Genomic DNA, 17,173 nt, shown 5'->3' with positions numbered 1-17,173 from the left:
AAAAAGTAAGAAAAACTATTATAAAATGTTAAATTTGTTTTTTAGTCGATAATCGGTTGGTTTAAAATTATTGTAAAATGAAATTTCAAAAAATAAGCTTGTATTTAATTATTGTTTTCATTTTGACATTCATTCGATGTAGACTTGATAGTTTGCCTTTTTCTAAAGGAAAATTTATTTATTGGTTAATTATACTGGTAATTGGGAGTTTGTTCTTTCTTGTAAAGAAAGCAAAGCATAAATATGTATTAAATTACTTTGATGTACTTGTGTTAATCCTGGTTGCCATAGGTTTTTGGAATTTATTTTATATATCAAACGCAACAATTTATAATATAAAAGTCTGGTATTATTTTGGCTATCTGATTTTATATGTTCTATTAAGACAAGAATTAAATACTAAAGATATTATATGTAAAAACTTAGATAATATACTTTGGTTTATAAGTATAACAGCTATTTTGAATGTTGTTGTAGCTATTTTGCAAAGTATAAATGTTCTTCAATCTCCAAATGAGTATTTTAGTTCGACCGGATTGTTCTTTTCGCCAAATCAGTTAGGAATTTATCTTGCAATTGGTTTTTTGAGTACGATAGAAATACTTAGAAAAGTAAAAAAGAAGAAGAGTATTAGTATTGTCTTTTATATTGGGCTCTTTATTTTGCTTTTTGGTTTGTATTTGTCTGAGTGTCGTGGTGCTTATTTAGGGTTAGGTATTGCTCTTTTATTCTATTTATATAATATAAAACAAAAAGCAAAAAATCATTTCAAATGGAAAGTAGCTTTGAATAGTTTTATTGTATTGTTGACCTTGTTTTTAATAATTTGGAAAACTAATTCATCAAAATCCGAGTCGGCTTCAGGGAGATTATTTATTTTAAAGCAATCAATAGAACAAATTGAGAAACGTCCTTTATCAGGATATGGGGTTGACTCTTTTTCATTGCATTACAACTTAGAAAAAGCGCACTATTTTGAAACGGAAAGATCTTGGAGTGATATAAAAAACGCGAGTTATATCTATAGTCCTAACAATGATTTTTTAGAATTAACTTTTGAATTTGGTATCGTATGGTTTTCGATATTTATCCTTTTTATTGTGGTTTTAGGTATTTATTCTATTCAGAGTAAAGAAGCCCAAATTTGTGGTTCGATTGTGGTTTGTCTTTTAATATCAGCCTTAACAAATAATATATTGTCGATACCCTTGTTTATGGTGGTAGGCTGTTACTGTGCTGTAGTTATTATTAATTTAAGCAATGTTCGAGTGATATGTGTTTTCAAAAAACATATTTTTTTTCAAGTAGTAATTGTAATGACATTGGTATCAACATTAGTAATTATGTTTTTACGAATAACTGCTGAACAAAAATTGCTTAGTCTTTATGATCGAAGAAGGCATTTTGTAAGTTTAGAAAAGATTGAAAGTTATGTCTCAAAAATCGATGCTAATGGAGAAGAGTTATTTATGACCGGCGGAATCTTGTTAAAGAATAAATTAGGAAAAGAAGGTATTGAATATTTATCCAAAGGTTTTGAGCAGTCAGGTAAACCAAGTTTAGGGAAGATTTTAGCTGGATTCTATGAAAAACAAGGAAACTATAAGAAAGCTGAACAAATCTATCGATATAATAGGAACGTTGAGCCCTTTAGATACGATGCTCGTATAAACTTGTTTAGGTTATTTGTTAAAACTAATCAGATAGGAAAGGCTGAAGATATGGCTTTCGAAATTATTAATTTGCCTGTAAAAAAGGCATCTGATAAAGTTGATGAATATAAGAAAGAAGCAAAACGTTATTTATTAAGCTCTCCTTCTTGGATCAACATAAAAACCTGTGGAGAAACATAAAATATTTTGTGTTGACTAATTATTTTAACCGCAATCCCAATAGTTATCGGGAACAAAGTTTTTTTATACATATAGGATTTTATAAAAATACAAAGTTGGCAAAGCTTTACCGTTAATGTTGTCTTGCGTATTTTACCGCAAAGCACGCAAAGGTTTTTTATTTACAAGGTTTTATAAAAACGTAAAGTTCGCAAAGCTATATTGATAAAGCTTTGCGAACTTTGCGTTTAATATGCGTAATCCCAGGCAAAAAATCTTTGCGCACTTTGCGGTTAAATTCATCCTTAATTTTTATAGCTCCACAGATTTTTGTATTGATCCATTTTTTCTTGTTCAGATTATCTAATCTTTTTGCATAATCCCCAACTTTTGAACATGATCCGTTAATCTTGCCTTGCGTATTTTACCGCAAAGCACGCAAAGGTTTTTTATTTACAAGGTTTTATAAAAACGTAAAGTTCGCAAAGCTATATCAATATAGCTTTGCGAACTTTGCGTTTAATATGCATAACCCCAGGCAAAAAATCTTTGCGCACTTTGCGGTTAAATTCATCCTTAATTTTTATAGCTCCACAGATTTCTGTATTGATCCGCTATCGGGGCTCTGACTAACAGTTTTATTTCACATTAGTGCAAAAAAATACCACTTACAATTGTAAGTGGTATTTAATAAGCTCCCCCTCTTGGGCTCGAACCAACCCCGATAGCTATCGGGGCTCTGATTAACAGTTTTGGTTATATTTATTTTTTAGTTTTAAAATTATATCGGGGTATTTAATTAGATTTTCGATATAAGTTTTGCTTTTCATTTTTTTAATGTGCTTCTCAATTAATAGTGCTTCGGTTTTGCATTCGCAAGCTATTTTGAGAAATAATGTCCAATCATCGGCGTTTGATGTGAATTTATGAGATTCGGCATTTTTATGAAATTCCAATCTCGTATCAAAATTAGAAGTGAATCCAATATAAAATCGGTTAAGTTTATCGGAATGAAGAATGTAAACAATATTCATAGAAACTAAATTTTGTGCAAAAAAAAATACCACTTACAATTGTAAGTGGTATTTAATAAGCTCCCCCTCTTGGGCTCGAACCAAGGACCCTCTGATTAACAGTCAGATGCTCTAACCAACTGAGCTAAGGAGGAATCACCTTAAAGGTAAATATGTTTGCTAAAAAAAAGTTGCTCCCCCTCTTGGGCTCGAACCAAGGACCCTCTGATTAACAGTCAGATGCTCTAACCAACTGAGCTAAGGAGGAAGTTGTTGTTCTTTTTAGCGAGTGCAAATATAGATCTTTTTTTAGATTCTCAAAAACATTTTTGCACTTTTTATTAATATTTTTTTCTACTTCATAATTGCTTTATAAATATCGTTCCCGTTAGCAAACAAAAGGAGTGCGATAAGTAAAACGAAACCAACCATTTGTGCATTTTCAAGGAATTTATCACTCGGTTTTCTGCCGCTAATTATTTCGTATAGTAAAAACATAACATGACCACCATCAAGTGCCGGAATTGGCAATAAATTCATAACTCCAAGCATAATTGACAATAAAGCCGTGATTGACCAGAATGTTTCCCAACTCCAAGAACTTGGAAAAATGTTAAAAATCGCCGCAAAACCACCAACTTGTTTGTAAGCTTTAGTTTCAGGATTAAAAATCATTTTAAGCTGTTTTCCGTAACCTACTAATTGATCTTTACCTTTTTCTAGTCCAACCGGAATTGATTCAAAGAAGCTATAGTTTTTAGTGCTGATTTTATAATACCCCAGTTTTTCTAATGATTTCATGTCTAAACCACCAGCATATACACCTAACGTTCCTTCTGGAGTAACTTTAAGCGTAATTGTTGTTTCTTTTAAATCACGCAAAACAACTGCAGGAATTGTTTTTCCTTTATTATTAGCTAAGATTGCTTTTGCTTCGTCAAAATATTTTACTTTTTCTCCGTTAAGAGAAAGAATCAAATCTTTAGCTTTCAAATTTTGATTAGGAGATGTATCATCAACTTTTCCAATTGCAAAAGGTACACGAATACTAACCAACAAACCTTTTTCTTGTTTAGATAATTGATCAACAAAATCATTTGGTATTGCGATGGTTTGTTGTTGACCGTTTCTTTCAATCAGGACTTGTTTAGCCATGATAATATTCATGTTTAAACTATTGTCATAATTCTCAACTTTTTTTCCGTCGATAGATACAAGTTTATCTCCAGTTTTAAAACCTGCTTTAAGCATCGCAGGATTTTCAACGAAAACACCATCTTTCAAATCAGAATTTGCAATATAAGTATCGCCATAAGCAAATGCCATTCCTATATATATAATGAATGCCAATATAAAGTTTACCGTAACACCACCTAACATGATGATCAAACGCTGCCAAGCCGGTTTAGAACGAAATTCCCACGGTTGCGGAGGCAAAGCCATTTGTTCTTTGTCCATACTTTCGTCGATCATTCCGGAGATTTTTACGTAACCTCCAAGTGGCAACCATCCGATTCCGTATTCAGTTTCGCCAATTTTCTTTTTTAATAGAGAATATTTAACATCAAAAAATAAGTAGAATTTTTCGACTCTTGTTTTAAATAATTTAGCAGGAATAAAATGTCCTAATTCGTGAAGAATAATAAGTAAAGATAAACTCAATAGAAATTGAGAGAGTTTGATAACTATATCCATTTTGTATTTTTAGTTCGTAATTTAACGCACAAAAGTAACGTTTCTATTTTAATTTGATAGTGCAATATAATACTTAAGGTTTTAAATGTTTGTTAATTAATAAACATTTAGAATTCTCCTTTTATTAAGAAGCTTTAACTTTACTTTTTTAAAGACTATCATTCCTTATAGGTAGTACAAAACCATTAAAAGTTACAATTATGGCTTCATTATTATTTTCTCCACTTAAGATAAAAGACATTACATTAAAAAACAGAATAGTTATTTCGCCTATGTGTCAATATTCGGCAATCGACGGATTTGCAAACAATTGGCATTTAGTTCATCTTGGCAGTCGTGCCAGCGGTGGCGTTGGATTAATCATTCAGGAAGCAACGGCAGTTTCTCCCGAAGCTAGAATTTCACCTTCAGATCTTGGAATTTGGAAAGACGAACATATCGAAAAACTAAAAACAATAAACGAATTTATCGTTTCACAAAATGCAATTCCTGGAATTCAGTTGGCGCACGCAGGTCGAAAAGCAAGTGTTTCTGCACCTTGGGAAGGCAATAAAAAATTAGATTTCGCTCAAGGTGGATGGCAGACAGTTTCGGCAAGCGCGATTCCATATCATGATGACGAACCGTTTCTTCCTGAAGCTTTAGACAAAAACGGAATCCAAAAAATAATTTCAGATTTCAAAGCTGCGACCAAAAGAGTTGTAGAAGCGGGTTATAAAGTGTTAGAAATTCACGGTGCACACGGTTATTTATTACACCAGTTTTTATCACCATTAACAAATACGAGAACGGATGAATACGGTGGAAGTTTCGAGAACCGAATCCGTTTTACCTTAGAAATTCTGGAAGCAGTTCAAACCGAATGGCCATCAAATTTGCCTTTATTCGTTAGAATTTCGGCAACAGATTGGGCAGAAAACGGTTGGAATCCAGAAGAATCTGTACAACTTTCTAAAATATTAAAAGAAAAAGGAGTAGACTTGATTGATGTTTCGTCAGGCGGATTAGTTTCGTATCAAAAAATTCCGGTTGGTCCGGGTTATCAGGTTAATTTTGCAGCGAAAATCAAGAAAGAAGCAAATATCCTGACAGGCGCAGTTGGTTTAATTACCGAAGCCAAACAAGCCGAAGAAATTTTAAAAAAGGATCAGGCCGATTTGGTTTTGTTCGCCAGAGAATCGCTAAGAAATCCAAACTTACCGTTAGATTTTGCTAAAGAATTAAACGACGATATTCAATGGCCAAAACAATATGAACGCGCTAAGATTTAAATGACTTATTGCCACAGATTGCACAGATTAAAAAAGATTTTTTTGCCACGAATTTCACAAATTAGCACAAATCGATGCGTTTAAAACTTGTAATAATTCGTGGAAATTAGTGAAATTCGTGGCAACATTTTTTTAAATCATTTTAATCAAAATAATCTGTGGCAAAACAAATAAAAGACAAAATGCAAAAAATAAAAACAGCACTATTATCATACGGAATGTCGGGGAAAGTTTTTCACGCTCCGTTTTTAAATATTCATCCGGGATTTGAATTATTAGGTTCTTGGGAAAGAAGCAAAAAACTAATTCAGGAAGATTATCCAAGCGTAAAAAGTTATCCTTCAATAGATGATTTATTGGCAGACGATGTTGATTTGGTAATTGTAAATACGCCAGTTGGAACACATTTCGAATATGCTAAAAAAGTATTATTAGCAGGAAAACATGCCGTTGTCGAAAAAGCATTTACCACAACAGTTGCCGAAGCTGAGGAATTAGCCGCAATCGCAAAAGAAAAAGGTTTAAAATTAGCCGTTTTTCAAAACAGAAGATGGGATAGTGATTTCAAAACCGTTCAGAAAATAATAAAAGAAGGAGTTTTAGGAGATTTGGTCGAAGCCGAATTTCATTTCGATAGATATAATCCTTTATTGAGCGCAAAAGCACACAAAGAAACCGCAAATGACGGCGCCGGAATCCTGAAAGATTTAGGTCCGCATTTAATCGATCAGGCAGTTTGTTTATTTGGTTCACCAAAATCAGTTTTTGGAGATATTCGTTATACAAGAGAAAATTCTTTAGTAGACGATTGGATTGATTTATTGTTGATTTACGAAAACTTCAGAGTACGACTAAAAGCAGGTTTCTTTGTTAGAGAAGCAAATCCTGCATATACAATTCACGGAAAAAAAGGTTCGTTCTTAAAACCTCGTGGTGATGTTCAGGAAGACGAATTAAAACTCGGTAAAAAGCCAAACTTAGAATCATGGGGAACAGAATCTGAAACCTTACAAGGATTATTGCACACAGAAATAGACGGAAAAGAAATCAGAGAAAAAATTCCAACGCTTCAGGGAAATTATTTCTCGTTTTTTGATGGCGTTTACGATTCAATTACAAACAAGAAAGTTGAACCAGTTACGGCACAAGACGGAGTAAAAGTGATGCAAATCATCGAAGCTGCAATCGCAAGTAATGCGCAGCAAAAAGTAATTAATTTGTAAATAAAATTGCCCGCGGATTAAACGGATTGACGCGGATTTCGTTTAATATATATCTTAAATTATATCGTAGAGACGCACAGCAGTGCGTCTTTTTTTATGCGTAAAGATAGAAAACCTTAGCTCCTTAGTACCTCAGAACCTTAGTTCCTCAAAAATAACCTTTGTCCCTTTGCATCTATGAACCTTTGCCCCTTTTAAAGAAATTTATAAACATACAACGTTATAAATTCACGAACTAGTTGGGTTTTCTAGTCTGTAAAATTGGTTTTTAGTACTTTTGTTATTAAATTTAAAATGCATTCACTTTGATCAATTTCAATCCATTATCATTATTCCAAACCAAGGGAAAAATCAAGAAAGTCTATAGAGAGGCAAAAGCTTCTTATTTAAACCGAATTCGTTTTGCAGTTGGGATGTTTTATTTTGGAATGGGTTTAAGTTTTGCAACCTGGGCAAGTAGAATTCCGGATATAAAAACAGCTTTGCATTTAACCGAAGGAGATTTAGGATCGATACTTTTTGCGCTTCCAATGGGACAATTGATAATCATGCCTTTTTCAGGAAAAATGGTAACCAAATTCGGAAGTCATCGCATTTTAGTTTTCTCCTTAATAATGTATGTTTTGTGTCTGGCAAATTTAGGTTTGGCAACTTCAGCCTTACAATTATCGCTGGGTTTGTTTTTATTTGGATTATTTGGAAATCTAGCCAATATCGCTGTAAACACACAAGGCGTTTATACCGAAGTTCTTTTTAGAAAAACCATCATGTCATCGTTTCACGGAATGTGGAGTTTTGCCGGATTTACGGGAGCTTTAGTCGGTTTAGGAATGTTAGCTTTAAACCTCACGCCATTGCATCATTTTATGATTGTTGGAGGAGTTGTTTTTTTAATGGTTGCATTCAATTTTAAATTTTTGGTCAAAGCCAAAGAAAAAATTAAGCACAAAACCTCTGAAAAGAAAAAACTATTTGCAAAACCTGATAGTGCTTTAATTTGGCTTGGTGTAATTGGTTTTTGCAGCATGGCAAGCGAAGGCGTAATGTTTGACTGGAGCGGAGTTTACTTTAAAGATATCGTAAAAGCGCCTGGACCATTAGTGATTTTAGGATATACTTCATTCATGATTATGATGGCAAGCGGAAGATTTTTAGGAGATGGACTAATCAATAAATTTGGACGTGAACGCGTGATGCAAATTAGCGGAATCATGATCTCGGCAGGACTTTTTACAGCCGTTTTTCTTCCTTATATTATTCCTTGTACGATTGCTTTTATGGCAGTTGGTTTGGGTGTTGCGACAATTGTACCAACGGTTTATAGCATGGCAGGAAAAAATCCAACAGTTCCTCCAGGTGAAGCTTTAACCATAGTTTCGAGTGTAAGTTTCCTTGGTTTCTTAATGGGGCCTCCAGTTATTGGTCATATTGCTGAAACTTTTGGACTTCAATTTTCTTTTGCTTTTATTGGAATTTTTGGTGTTTTGATTGCCTTTATGGTATCTAAAATTAGAACTTCAGAATAATATTCTTTTCGTTAAAAGTTGTAGATCAAAGCAATAGATTTCTTTTTTAGCAAAAATAATTAATAAGGTAATTTCTTGTTAATTTTTAACTACATTTGACCTCGAATCAATATTTATTTTCTTGATTTGAAATTCCTACAACTCTTTTCCAGAGACCAATTTTATTTTTTAATTTAAAGATTAGACTGTTTTGAGAACCAAAGCAATTTTAATCTGAAAACTATTTATCAAAATAAGTTGGGGGATTTTCATGGAAAAAAAATACGTGTTACTTTTTATTTTATTGTCTTTTAAGGTTGCTTTTGCACAACAGGAAACTACTTTCTTTGGAATAGTACTGGATTCGAAAACACAAAATCCTCTAGAAAATGTTGTCGTAAGTATTCAAAATTCAGCAATAACACAACTCACAAACAAAAGCGGAAAGTTTGAATTACATTCTGCAAAAACAGGCGAACAATTGCTTTTGCTGCACAGTCAGGGCTATAAAGATTTGCTTTTAAAAGTCCAGTCAAACTTTGGACAACAAGTAAATTTAGGAATCCTTCAACTAGAAGATCGTTTTTCAGACGAAACACCGGCGGCTTTAATTTCTTTGTTAGAAAGTGATTTATCAGACGATAGCAGTTCATCAGAAATGACTTCCGGTTTATTGCAATCATCAAAAGATGCTTTCATGCAGGCGTCAGCATTCAATTGGGGTCAAGCCCGATTTAGAGTTCGTGGTTTAGACAGCGAAAACGGAACCATGATGCTAAACGGCATGATAATGAACAAAATCTATGACGGAAGACCACAGTGGAGCAATTGGGGTGGTTTAAATAATGTACTTAGAAATCAGGAATTTTCTGTTGGAGCAGCAGCTTCAAACTATACATTTGGAGGTATTTTGGGAACACAGCAAATATTTACCCGAGCTTCAATGTATCGAAAAGGCACACAACTTACTTTTTCGGGAAGTAATACATCCTATAACTTACGTGGAATCGCAACTTATGCTTCAGGAATGAATGCTTCCGGTTGGGCATTTGCGATTTCGGCAGGAAAACGATGGTCTGGCGAAGGCTATTTTGAAGGAACAAATTTTGATGCCGAATCCTTTTTCATTAGTGCAGAAAAGAAATTAAATAAGAGACAATCTTTGAATTTTACCGGATTTTATACCCCAAGTTCTCGCGCAAAAAACTCGGCAAATACAAATGAAGTTACACAATTAACGAACGATAAATACAATTCATATTGGGGATTTCAGAATGATGAAAAACGAAACGCCAGAATTAAGAAAGTCGAAGAACCATTGTTTATGCTCAATCATTATTTTAAGATAAATGAAAAAACAAATCTGAATTCGAGCGTAATGTATCAGTTTGGAAAAGTAGGAAACAGTACTATAGATTATCAAAACGCAAACAGTCCAGATCCTACTTATTATCGAAAATTACCTAGTTATTATAGTTCTCTTTATGCAAAAGATAATGGAGAATTTTCAGGAGAATTTACGCCGGATTACGAAAATGCCGAGAAAAGTAAACTGTCGTTTCTTGAAAATCCTCAATTAGATTGGGAAGCAATGTATCGGGCAAATCAAAAAACAATTGTAAATTCTAATGGAGAGATTACAGGTTATGAAGCTTCAAAGAGTCATTATGTTTTGTACGAAGATCGAACCGACGATAATACAATTGCGGCAAATTCAAATTTAAACATACAACTTTCAGAAAATACCTCTTTTGATGGCGGAGTTACGTTTAGAAATTTGAAATCACATCAGTTTCAATATCTTTTAGATTTACTTGGAGGACAATATTTTGAAGATATAGATGCTTTTTATAGCGGAAATGCAGCCCAATCAGATTTGCAGAACCCGAATCGTCAAGTTAAAGAGGGCGATATTTATGGCTATAATTATAATTTTATAGCAACTACAATTGATGCTTTTACGCAATTTAAATTTACCTATAATAAGATTGATTTTTATTTAGGGCAATCGTATTCTCTTTCAAATTATCAAAGAGAAGGATTGTATCAAAACGGAATTTATCCAACAACTTCTTTAGGTAAAAGTGAAAAAGTGAGTTTTGAAAATTTTGGTTTTAAAGGAGGGCTAACCTATAAAATTTCAGGAAAACAATGGTTGTTTTTTAACGGAATGCATCTTACAAGAGCGCCATCACTTCGGAATACATTTTCGAATTCACGTTTAAATAATTCAATTGTTGACGGAATAGAAAATGAAAATATCAGCAGTGCCGAAGCGAATTATGTCTATCATTCGCCCAAGCTTAAAATGCGATTTACAGGATATTATACTTTGATAAAAAACACAACCAAAACTTCCTTTTTTTATGCCGAAGGAATTTTTGACAGAGGCGCAAGTTACAATAGTACAGATGCTTTTGTCAGCCAGACCTTAACCCATTTAGACAAGAAAAATATTGGGCTTGAACTGAGTTTTGAATATCAAATTTCGTTAACATTAAAAACGACTTTATCTGCTGCTTATGGAAATTACACATATAATAGCAATCCAAATGTTTCAATAACAAATGATGCAAATGTAGCCAAAGGAGATAGTCAGGCAACTTTTGATTTTGGAGAATCTTATCTTAAAAATTACAAACAATCTGGGATGCCACAGCAAGCCTATTCATTTGGATTGGAATATAGAGATCCAAAATATTGGTGGTTGGCATCAAATATTAATTATATGGCAGAAAGTTATATCGATGTTTCGCCTATTGCCAGAACAGCAAGGTTTTATAAGAATTCAATAAGTGGTTTGGTTTTTCCCGAAGCGACAGAAGAACGAGCACTTACATTACTAAAACAAGAAAAATTTGATCCAATGATACTCTTAAATGTTTCCGGAGGCAAGTCGTGGCGAATCTCCCGAAAATACATTGGTCTTTTTGCAAGTATAAATAATGTTCTGGATTTAACCTATAAAACAGGCGGTTTTGAGCAAGCGCGAAATGCTAATTTTAGAGCGCTTAATCAAGATGTATCTAGCGGAACACCATCATTTGGGCCTAAATATTTTTACGGATACGGACGAACTTATTTCTTGAATCTGAGTATCAGTTTATAAAAATTTAAAAAACATATTTCTAATGAAAAATAGATTCTTATCTCCTTTTTTAGCATTCGTACTCGTCTTTTTTTATAGTTGTAATAACGAAGTTGAAATTCCAAAATTAGCATGTACACAGCCTGATTTGACCGTAAATCAAACCGTTCAAAAAGTGAAGGATCTTTCAGGTTCAGTTCCTAAACAATACAGTTATAATGATATAATTGAGGCATATGTAGTGTCAAGTGATGAAGAAGGAAATTTTTTCAAAACAATCTCATTTCAAACTTTGGCAACGGACAAAACACCGGCAATAGGATTCAGTATTCCTGTAGATGTTTCAAACTCCTATATTGATTTTCGTATTGGAAATAAAGTTTACATAAAACTTAAAAATCAGTTTACAGATCTGTATTTTGAAGGTTTACGCATTGGAAGTTTGTATGTAAGTAATGCAGGAGATCCAACAATTGGCAGAGTTTCACAAAATGATTATAAAAATGTATTAAATGCTTCCTGTACAATTATTGATGAAAGCGAATTAGTTCAATCGGTTTCTATTGAAGAAGCATTAAACGAAAGTAAACTCAACACATTAATAGAATTAACAAATGTGCAATTTACGGAAGCGGCAATTGGACGCCATTATTTTGAAGAATCAAATAATGTTGGAGGTTCTACAAATTGGAATCTTCGAGATAAAACGGGCAATCAAATTATATTCAGAACAAGTGGTTACGCCAGTTTTGCAGATCATTTTGTACCTGAAGGAAGTGGAAAAGTCAGAGGGATATTGACAAAATTTGGATCTGATTATCAATTGATGATTAGGTCAGAAAAGGATGTAGAAATGAACGGAAAAAGGAATATTCCGTTTTTTGATGAAGATTTTCAATCAGTAAAAAACAATGTGAATTTTGCGTTACCGGGTTGGAGTAATATTGTGCAAAAAGCTTCAAAATTATGGAAAAGTATGCTCTATGCCGGAAACGGATATGCAGAGTTTAATACAACAAGTACAACAGCGGCCGAAAATGTTGCATGGCTCGTAACTCCAAAAATCAACTTAGGCGATTACAAAAATGTGGTATTCTCTTTTAGAAGTGCACAACATGATTTAAAAGTTGATTCTCCATTGAATTCTTTAGAAGTTTATGTGTCAACAGACTTTAATGGATCAAGTATTACTAAAGCAAATTGGACAAAGCTAGAGGCTAATTTTGCTTCATTGTCAACGCCATCCCGACAATTTATAAGTTCGGGAGGAATCGATTTGTCTTCGTATTCAGGAAATATTCATATTGCATTTAAGTATATAGGATCTGGTAAAGATAAAACGCTTAATGGTGCTTTTATGGTCGATGACGTTAGAATTTTTGGCGAAAAGTAGGTTGTGTTTTCTTTAAAAATATATTTAAAGTATTGATTTTTAGATAATAATTTAATAGTGTACTGTTTTTGAGATTTAAACTGTTAAAATCTGATAGAATTTTGTATTTTGGTCATCCCAAACTAATACAAATACTACATGAAAACCTACTTTATCGCCATCATGATGATGGTTTTACCATGCATGCTGCACAGTCAGGACAATCCGGTGCGATTAAAACAAATCAACATTGTCAAAACAAATTATCAAAACTCTAAAGATGGAGAAATCGTAAATAAAACGGTTGTGTTTAAAGACGGAAAAACCCAGACTATCACCACTTCAGATGTTGTACAGCATTTCTTTTATAATCCTAAAGGACTGTTGGATATGACCGTAAAAGACAAAGTTGGAAGTGATTGGAAAGAAGTCGTAAATTACTCTTATGATGCAGATAACAACATTACAAAATTTGTAAAGAAATATCAGGACGGGCCTGATTATATTACTAAAGTTGTAACCTTTGCTTATGAAGGCGCAAGGATAAAAGTAACAACTAAAAAAAGTACAAATCATCAGAACTTAGTTGATGATATTGAATATATCGTTGAAAATGGTATTATCGTAAGACGTACTTCACGTGATAGAAATAAAGCAATTATTGGTAAAATCGAATATGTTTACACAAACGATAATGTCGTGAAACATAAAGGTTTGGTTGGTGATAAAATTTCTAAAACTTATACTTTTGATGATAAAAAATCTGTTGATCAATTAATCGTTCAAAGCCTTTTTGGTGATAATTATAAAGTAATTGTACCGATGATTTCTTATCATGAAGATGAATTTAGCTTCGAAGCAATTTCTTATAATAACGAAGTAAACTTTAGCCCATCGTCTACAGTTTTAGTTGCGGTAAGCAGAAAATATAAATACAATAAATTAAACTTTCCGATTTCATGTTCTCAAATTGAAGAAAATGGAATCGTAAAAACGGAGAAAACATTTATTTACGAATAATTTTTGTTTTAGACTTAATTTAAAAGCCATTTAAAAATTAGATTTTATTGAGATTAAGTTCTTAATGTTTCTAATTTTTAGATGGTTTCTGTTTTAAAACAACATGATAAAGTGCTAATAAGAACTTAAAAAAGAAATTCTATAAGTGTTAGTACCTTACAAATCATTAAATTTGCACCTTATTCAAAGCTATGTTAGAAAAAGAAGTTATAAATTTTGAGAGAACTGCCATTGTAGGTATTGTAACTCAAAATCAAAGTGAAGAAAAACTTAACGAATATCTGGACGAACTGGAGTTTTTGACTTTTACCGCTGGTGGTGAAGTTATTAAACGCTTTTCGCAAAAAATGGAGCGTCCAAACCCAAAGACTTTTGTTGGAACAGGAAAAATAGAAGAGATTAATCTTTTTGTAAAAGAACATGATATATCGACTTTGATATTTGATGATGAATTATCTCCATCACAGCAAAAAAATATTTCTAAAATTATAGATTGTAAAATCTTAGACAGAACCAATTTGATTCTGGATATTTTTGCACAAAGAGCCGAAACTTCATACGCAAGAACTCAGGTTGAGTTGGCGCAATGTATCTACTTATTACCAAGACTTTCAGGATTATGGACACACCTTGAGCGTCAAAAAGGTGGTATTGGTATGCGTGGTCCCGGAGAAACAGAGATCGAAACGGATAGACGTATTGTGCGTGACAGAATTTCGTTATTGAAAGATAAAATCAAAACGATCGATAAACAAATGGGTATTCAACGAAGCAATCGTGGCGCTATGGTACGCGTTGCATTGGTTGGTTATACCAATGTTGGAAAATCGACTTTGATGAATGCTGTTGGTAAAAGTGATGTTTTTGTTGAGAATAAATTATTCGCAACCCTGGATACCACGGTTCGAAAAGTGGTTATTAAAAACTTACCATTTTTGCTTTCAGACACAGTAGGTTTTATTAGAAAACTGCCAACACAATTGGTTGATTCTTTCAAAAGTACATTGGATGAAGTTCGCGAAGCCGATTTGTTACTGCACATTGTAGATATTTCGCATCCTGATTTTGAAGATCATATCGAATCTGTAAATCAGACTTTGCAGGATATAAAAGCACATGAAAAACCGGTTATAATGGTTTTTAATAAAATCGATGCTTACAAACATTTGACGATCGATGAAGATGATTTGATGACCGAAAAAACACCAAGACATTATACACTTGATGAGTGGAAAACAACTTGGATGCATCGTTTAGGCGAAGATAATGCATTGTTTATTTCGGCTACGAATAAAGAAAATTTTGAGGATTTTAGAGAAAGAGTTTATGAAGCTGTTCGTCAGATTCATATCACGAGATTTCCTTATAATAAATTTTTGTATCCGGATTATAAAGACGCAATCGAAAAAGAAGAAGAAAAAGATGAGGAATAAATAAAAAATATTACCGCAAAGAGCGCTAATATTTTTATATTAAAGTATCTATAAAACACAAAGTTCGCAAAGCTAAATCTACATATAGCTTTGCGAACTTTGTGTTTATTAAGCGTAATCTAAGAAAAGACTTTTGTATTTTTTGCGGTAAAATACAGTTTCAAATTAAAATCCGAAATTAACTCCTAAACCAAATACTTCTCTGGTTTGAAAACCTTGAAAAGCATTGTCATCATAAATTGCCTGGAAGGATAAGTTAGCAGATAAAAATTTGTTTACTTTCATGACAATATTCAGCGAATAATTGATGTCTACGTTTTGAGGATCTTCTAAATAGTTAGAATATAAATTCAGAATATTTTCGGCAGTCACGTTGGTCATAATAGCTAATTTGTAATAAACAGAGGCATAGAAACCTAGTTCATAACGCATCGTCTTATCTGCGTCTACGCCAAAATAATCTCCACTAACATAAGGCAAACCGGTTGCCTGATCGATACCTGAAGTATAAGCACCATCTACAAAAGTGAATTTTGAAGTTAAAGGCGCAAAGTTTATTTTTAGATTATCATCTTTTGTCCAGTAAATACCTGGACCTGTAGTAAGATAACCCGGAGACATGAATTTTGTATTTTCAGTTCTGATTTCTTTTCCGTTCTCATCTTTGCCATATAAATAACCGGTTGTAAATTGAGTTCTGAAATTTAAAAAATAAGAATAATACCATTGACCAAAAGCTTTTTTTCCAACAATTGAATTGAATTCAAAACGGTCATCGGTCTTTTTTTCATAGTCGGCATTTTTAGTTTGTAAAAGCCCGTAAGAAGCCAGGATTTTATTGTCCCAGGTTAGATCATCTTTTTTGTAATTGAAATCATAATTGATTCCTAAAGTTCCTGAAAAACTATCTTCGCCTCCTGCAATCCAATTGTTGAAACTTGACTGATTTAATAAAAGAGAAACGGTTCCTTTTGTTTTCCAGCCTTCTCCTTCGATAGTGTCATTTATTTTCTTGACAGCTTTTTCGGTATTCTGAATTAATTCTTTTTCTGAATTTTGGGCTTGAACAAAAGTTAAGTTCATTAAAACGAAGAGTAATAAAGCTAGCTTTCTCATGGTTTTTAATTTAAGTGTATTAACAAATATACTAAAAACCGTGAAAAGGTGTAGGATTTATTGTCTATAAAAGGAAGTTATTTCTTAGATTCTTTATATAAAGGTACTGCAGAACAAGCTTCTCCATACATAATGCTTCTTGCAAATGGCTGTAAGTAAGTTGTAGCCAAAATATACGCTCGCATAGGAACTGGCTTTCTCGAGCAGCCTTTTACAATAACGGGTTTGCTTTTGTATGCAGAATAATCAATTGTAGGTAAGATTTCTTCGTATAAACTAGCGTCAAGATCTTCGATTGTTCCATTTACTACTTTTTTAGCAAATGGAGCCAATTGTACCGCTACTAAAATTAAAGCCCAAGCCGGAATTATAGCATCTGTACTGCAATTTACTGCTACATATTGATCCTGATATTGTGACCAATCGTGATTTTTTAAATGCTCTCTAAAGTCTTTTTCTTTCAATAAAAAACCTTCTAAAAGCCATTGCGAAATATCAATTTGCACACGCATTCCTTTAGGATAATAATCCTCAAGATCAAAAACTTCTAATGCACTATTGGCAACTTTATTAATGATTTCTTCCATTTTGTTTAGTTTTCAGTC

The 17,173-nt window shown here is 32.9% G+C and carries 12 protein-coding genes and 2 tRNA genes; 8 read left to right on the top strand and 6 right to left on the bottom strand.

All coding sequences use genetic code 11. The annotated features are described in order from the left end of the window. The first annotated feature begins 77 nt into the window (after positions 1 to 77). Positions 78 to 1,853, top strand: coding sequence for an O-antigen ligase family protein (locus C8C83_RS08250; protein WP_121327703.1), 1,776 nt, complete (start codon positions 78 to 80; stop codon positions 1,851 to 1,853). Positions 1,854 to 2,575: 722 nt separating this feature from the next. On the opposite strand, the gene C8C83_RS08245 is transcribed toward C8C83_RS08250, so the two are convergent. The 4 genes from C8C83_RS08245 to rseP form a co-directional block, all read right to left on the bottom strand. Then, complete coding sequence (locus C8C83_RS08245) at positions 2,576 to 2,866, bottom strand: GIY-YIG nuclease family protein (protein ID WP_121327701.1); 291 nt, start codon at positions 2,864 to 2,866, stop codon at positions 2,576 to 2,578. Positions 2,867 to 2,926: 60 nt separating this feature from the next. Further along, positions 2,927 to 3,000 (bottom strand) — tRNA-Asn (locus C8C83_RS08240). A gap of 39 nt (positions 3,001 to 3,039) precedes the next feature. Further along, positions 3,040 to 3,113, bottom strand: a tRNA-Asn gene (locus C8C83_RS08235). Positions 3,114 to 3,199: 86 nt separating this feature from the next. Next, entirely contained in the window at positions 3,200 to 4,540 is a 1,341-nt protein-coding gene (gene rseP, locus C8C83_RS08230; RefSeq protein ID WP_121327699.1) for an RIP metalloprotease RseP, read from the bottom strand. 200 nt (positions 4,541 to 4,740) lie between these two features. Here rseP and C8C83_RS08225 point away from each other — a divergent pair, with 200 nt between their 5' ends. From C8C83_RS08225 to hflX, 7 genes are all read left to right on the top strand, one after another. After that, a complete protein-coding gene (locus C8C83_RS08225; RefSeq protein ID WP_121327697.1) occupies positions 4,741 to 5,811 on the top strand; it encodes an NADH:flavin oxidoreductase/NADH oxidase in 1,071 nt (356 codons plus the stop codon). A gap of 182 nt (positions 5,812 to 5,993) precedes the next feature. Then, complete coding sequence (locus C8C83_RS08220) at positions 5,994 to 7,034, top strand: Gfo/Idh/MocA family oxidoreductase (protein WP_121329992.1); 1,041 nt, start codon at positions 5,994 to 5,996, stop codon at positions 7,032 to 7,034. A 305-nt stretch (positions 7,035 to 7,339) separates the two neighbouring features. After that, positions 7,340 to 8,560: an MFS transporter gene (locus C8C83_RS08215; RefSeq protein ID WP_121327695.1), complete on the top strand. Its 1,221-nt coding sequence runs from the start codon at positions 7,340 to 7,342 to the stop codon at positions 8,558 to 8,560. A 250-nt stretch (positions 8,561 to 8,810) separates the two neighbouring features. Then, entirely contained in the window at positions 8,811 to 11,648 is a 2,838-nt protein-coding gene (locus C8C83_RS08210) for a carboxypeptidase-like regulatory domain-containing protein (protein WP_121327693.1), read from the top strand. Positions 11,649 to 11,670: 22 nt separating this feature from the next. Beyond that, positions 11,671 to 13,020, top strand: coding sequence for a DUF5689 domain-containing protein (locus C8C83_RS08205; RefSeq protein ID WP_121327691.1), 1,350 nt, complete (start codon positions 11,671 to 11,673; stop codon positions 13,018 to 13,020). A 138-nt stretch (positions 13,021 to 13,158) separates the two neighbouring features. Beyond that, positions 13,159 to 14,019: a hypothetical protein gene (locus tag C8C83_RS08200; protein ID WP_121327689.1), complete on the top strand. Its 861-nt coding sequence runs from the start codon at positions 13,159 to 13,161 to the stop codon at positions 14,017 to 14,019. Between the two features lie 191 nt (positions 14,020 to 14,210). Continuing rightward, positions 14,211 to 15,452 carry a GTPase HflX gene (hflX, locus tag C8C83_RS08195; protein WP_121327687.1) on the top strand — a complete coding sequence of 414 codons (1,242 nt, stop codon included), beginning with the start codon at positions 14,211 to 14,213 and terminating at the stop codon, positions 15,450 to 15,452. Positions 15,453 to 15,617: 165 nt separating this feature from the next. On the opposite strand, the gene C8C83_RS08190 is transcribed toward hflX, so the two are convergent. Then, positions 15,618 to 16,568 carry a DUF3078 domain-containing protein gene (locus C8C83_RS08190; protein ID WP_132011718.1) on the bottom strand — a complete coding sequence of 317 codons (951 nt, stop codon included), beginning with the start codon at positions 16,566 to 16,568 and terminating at the stop codon, positions 15,618 to 15,620. A 77-nt stretch (positions 16,569 to 16,645) separates the two neighbouring features. Then, positions 16,646 to 17,155 carry a DUF2480 family protein gene (locus C8C83_RS08185; RefSeq protein WP_121327685.1) on the bottom strand — a complete coding sequence of 170 codons (510 nt, stop codon included), beginning with the start codon at positions 17,153 to 17,155 and terminating at the stop codon, positions 16,646 to 16,648. Positions 17,156 to 17,173 lie beyond the last annotated feature (18 nt).

It is taken from the genome of Flavobacterium sp. 90 (assembly GCF_004339525.1).
Classification (GTDB): Bacteria; Bacteroidota; Bacteroidia; order Flavobacteriales; family Flavobacteriaceae; genus Flavobacterium.
Note: the sequence above shows the minus strand (reverse complement) of the source record. Positions and strands in the feature narration are given on the sequence as shown.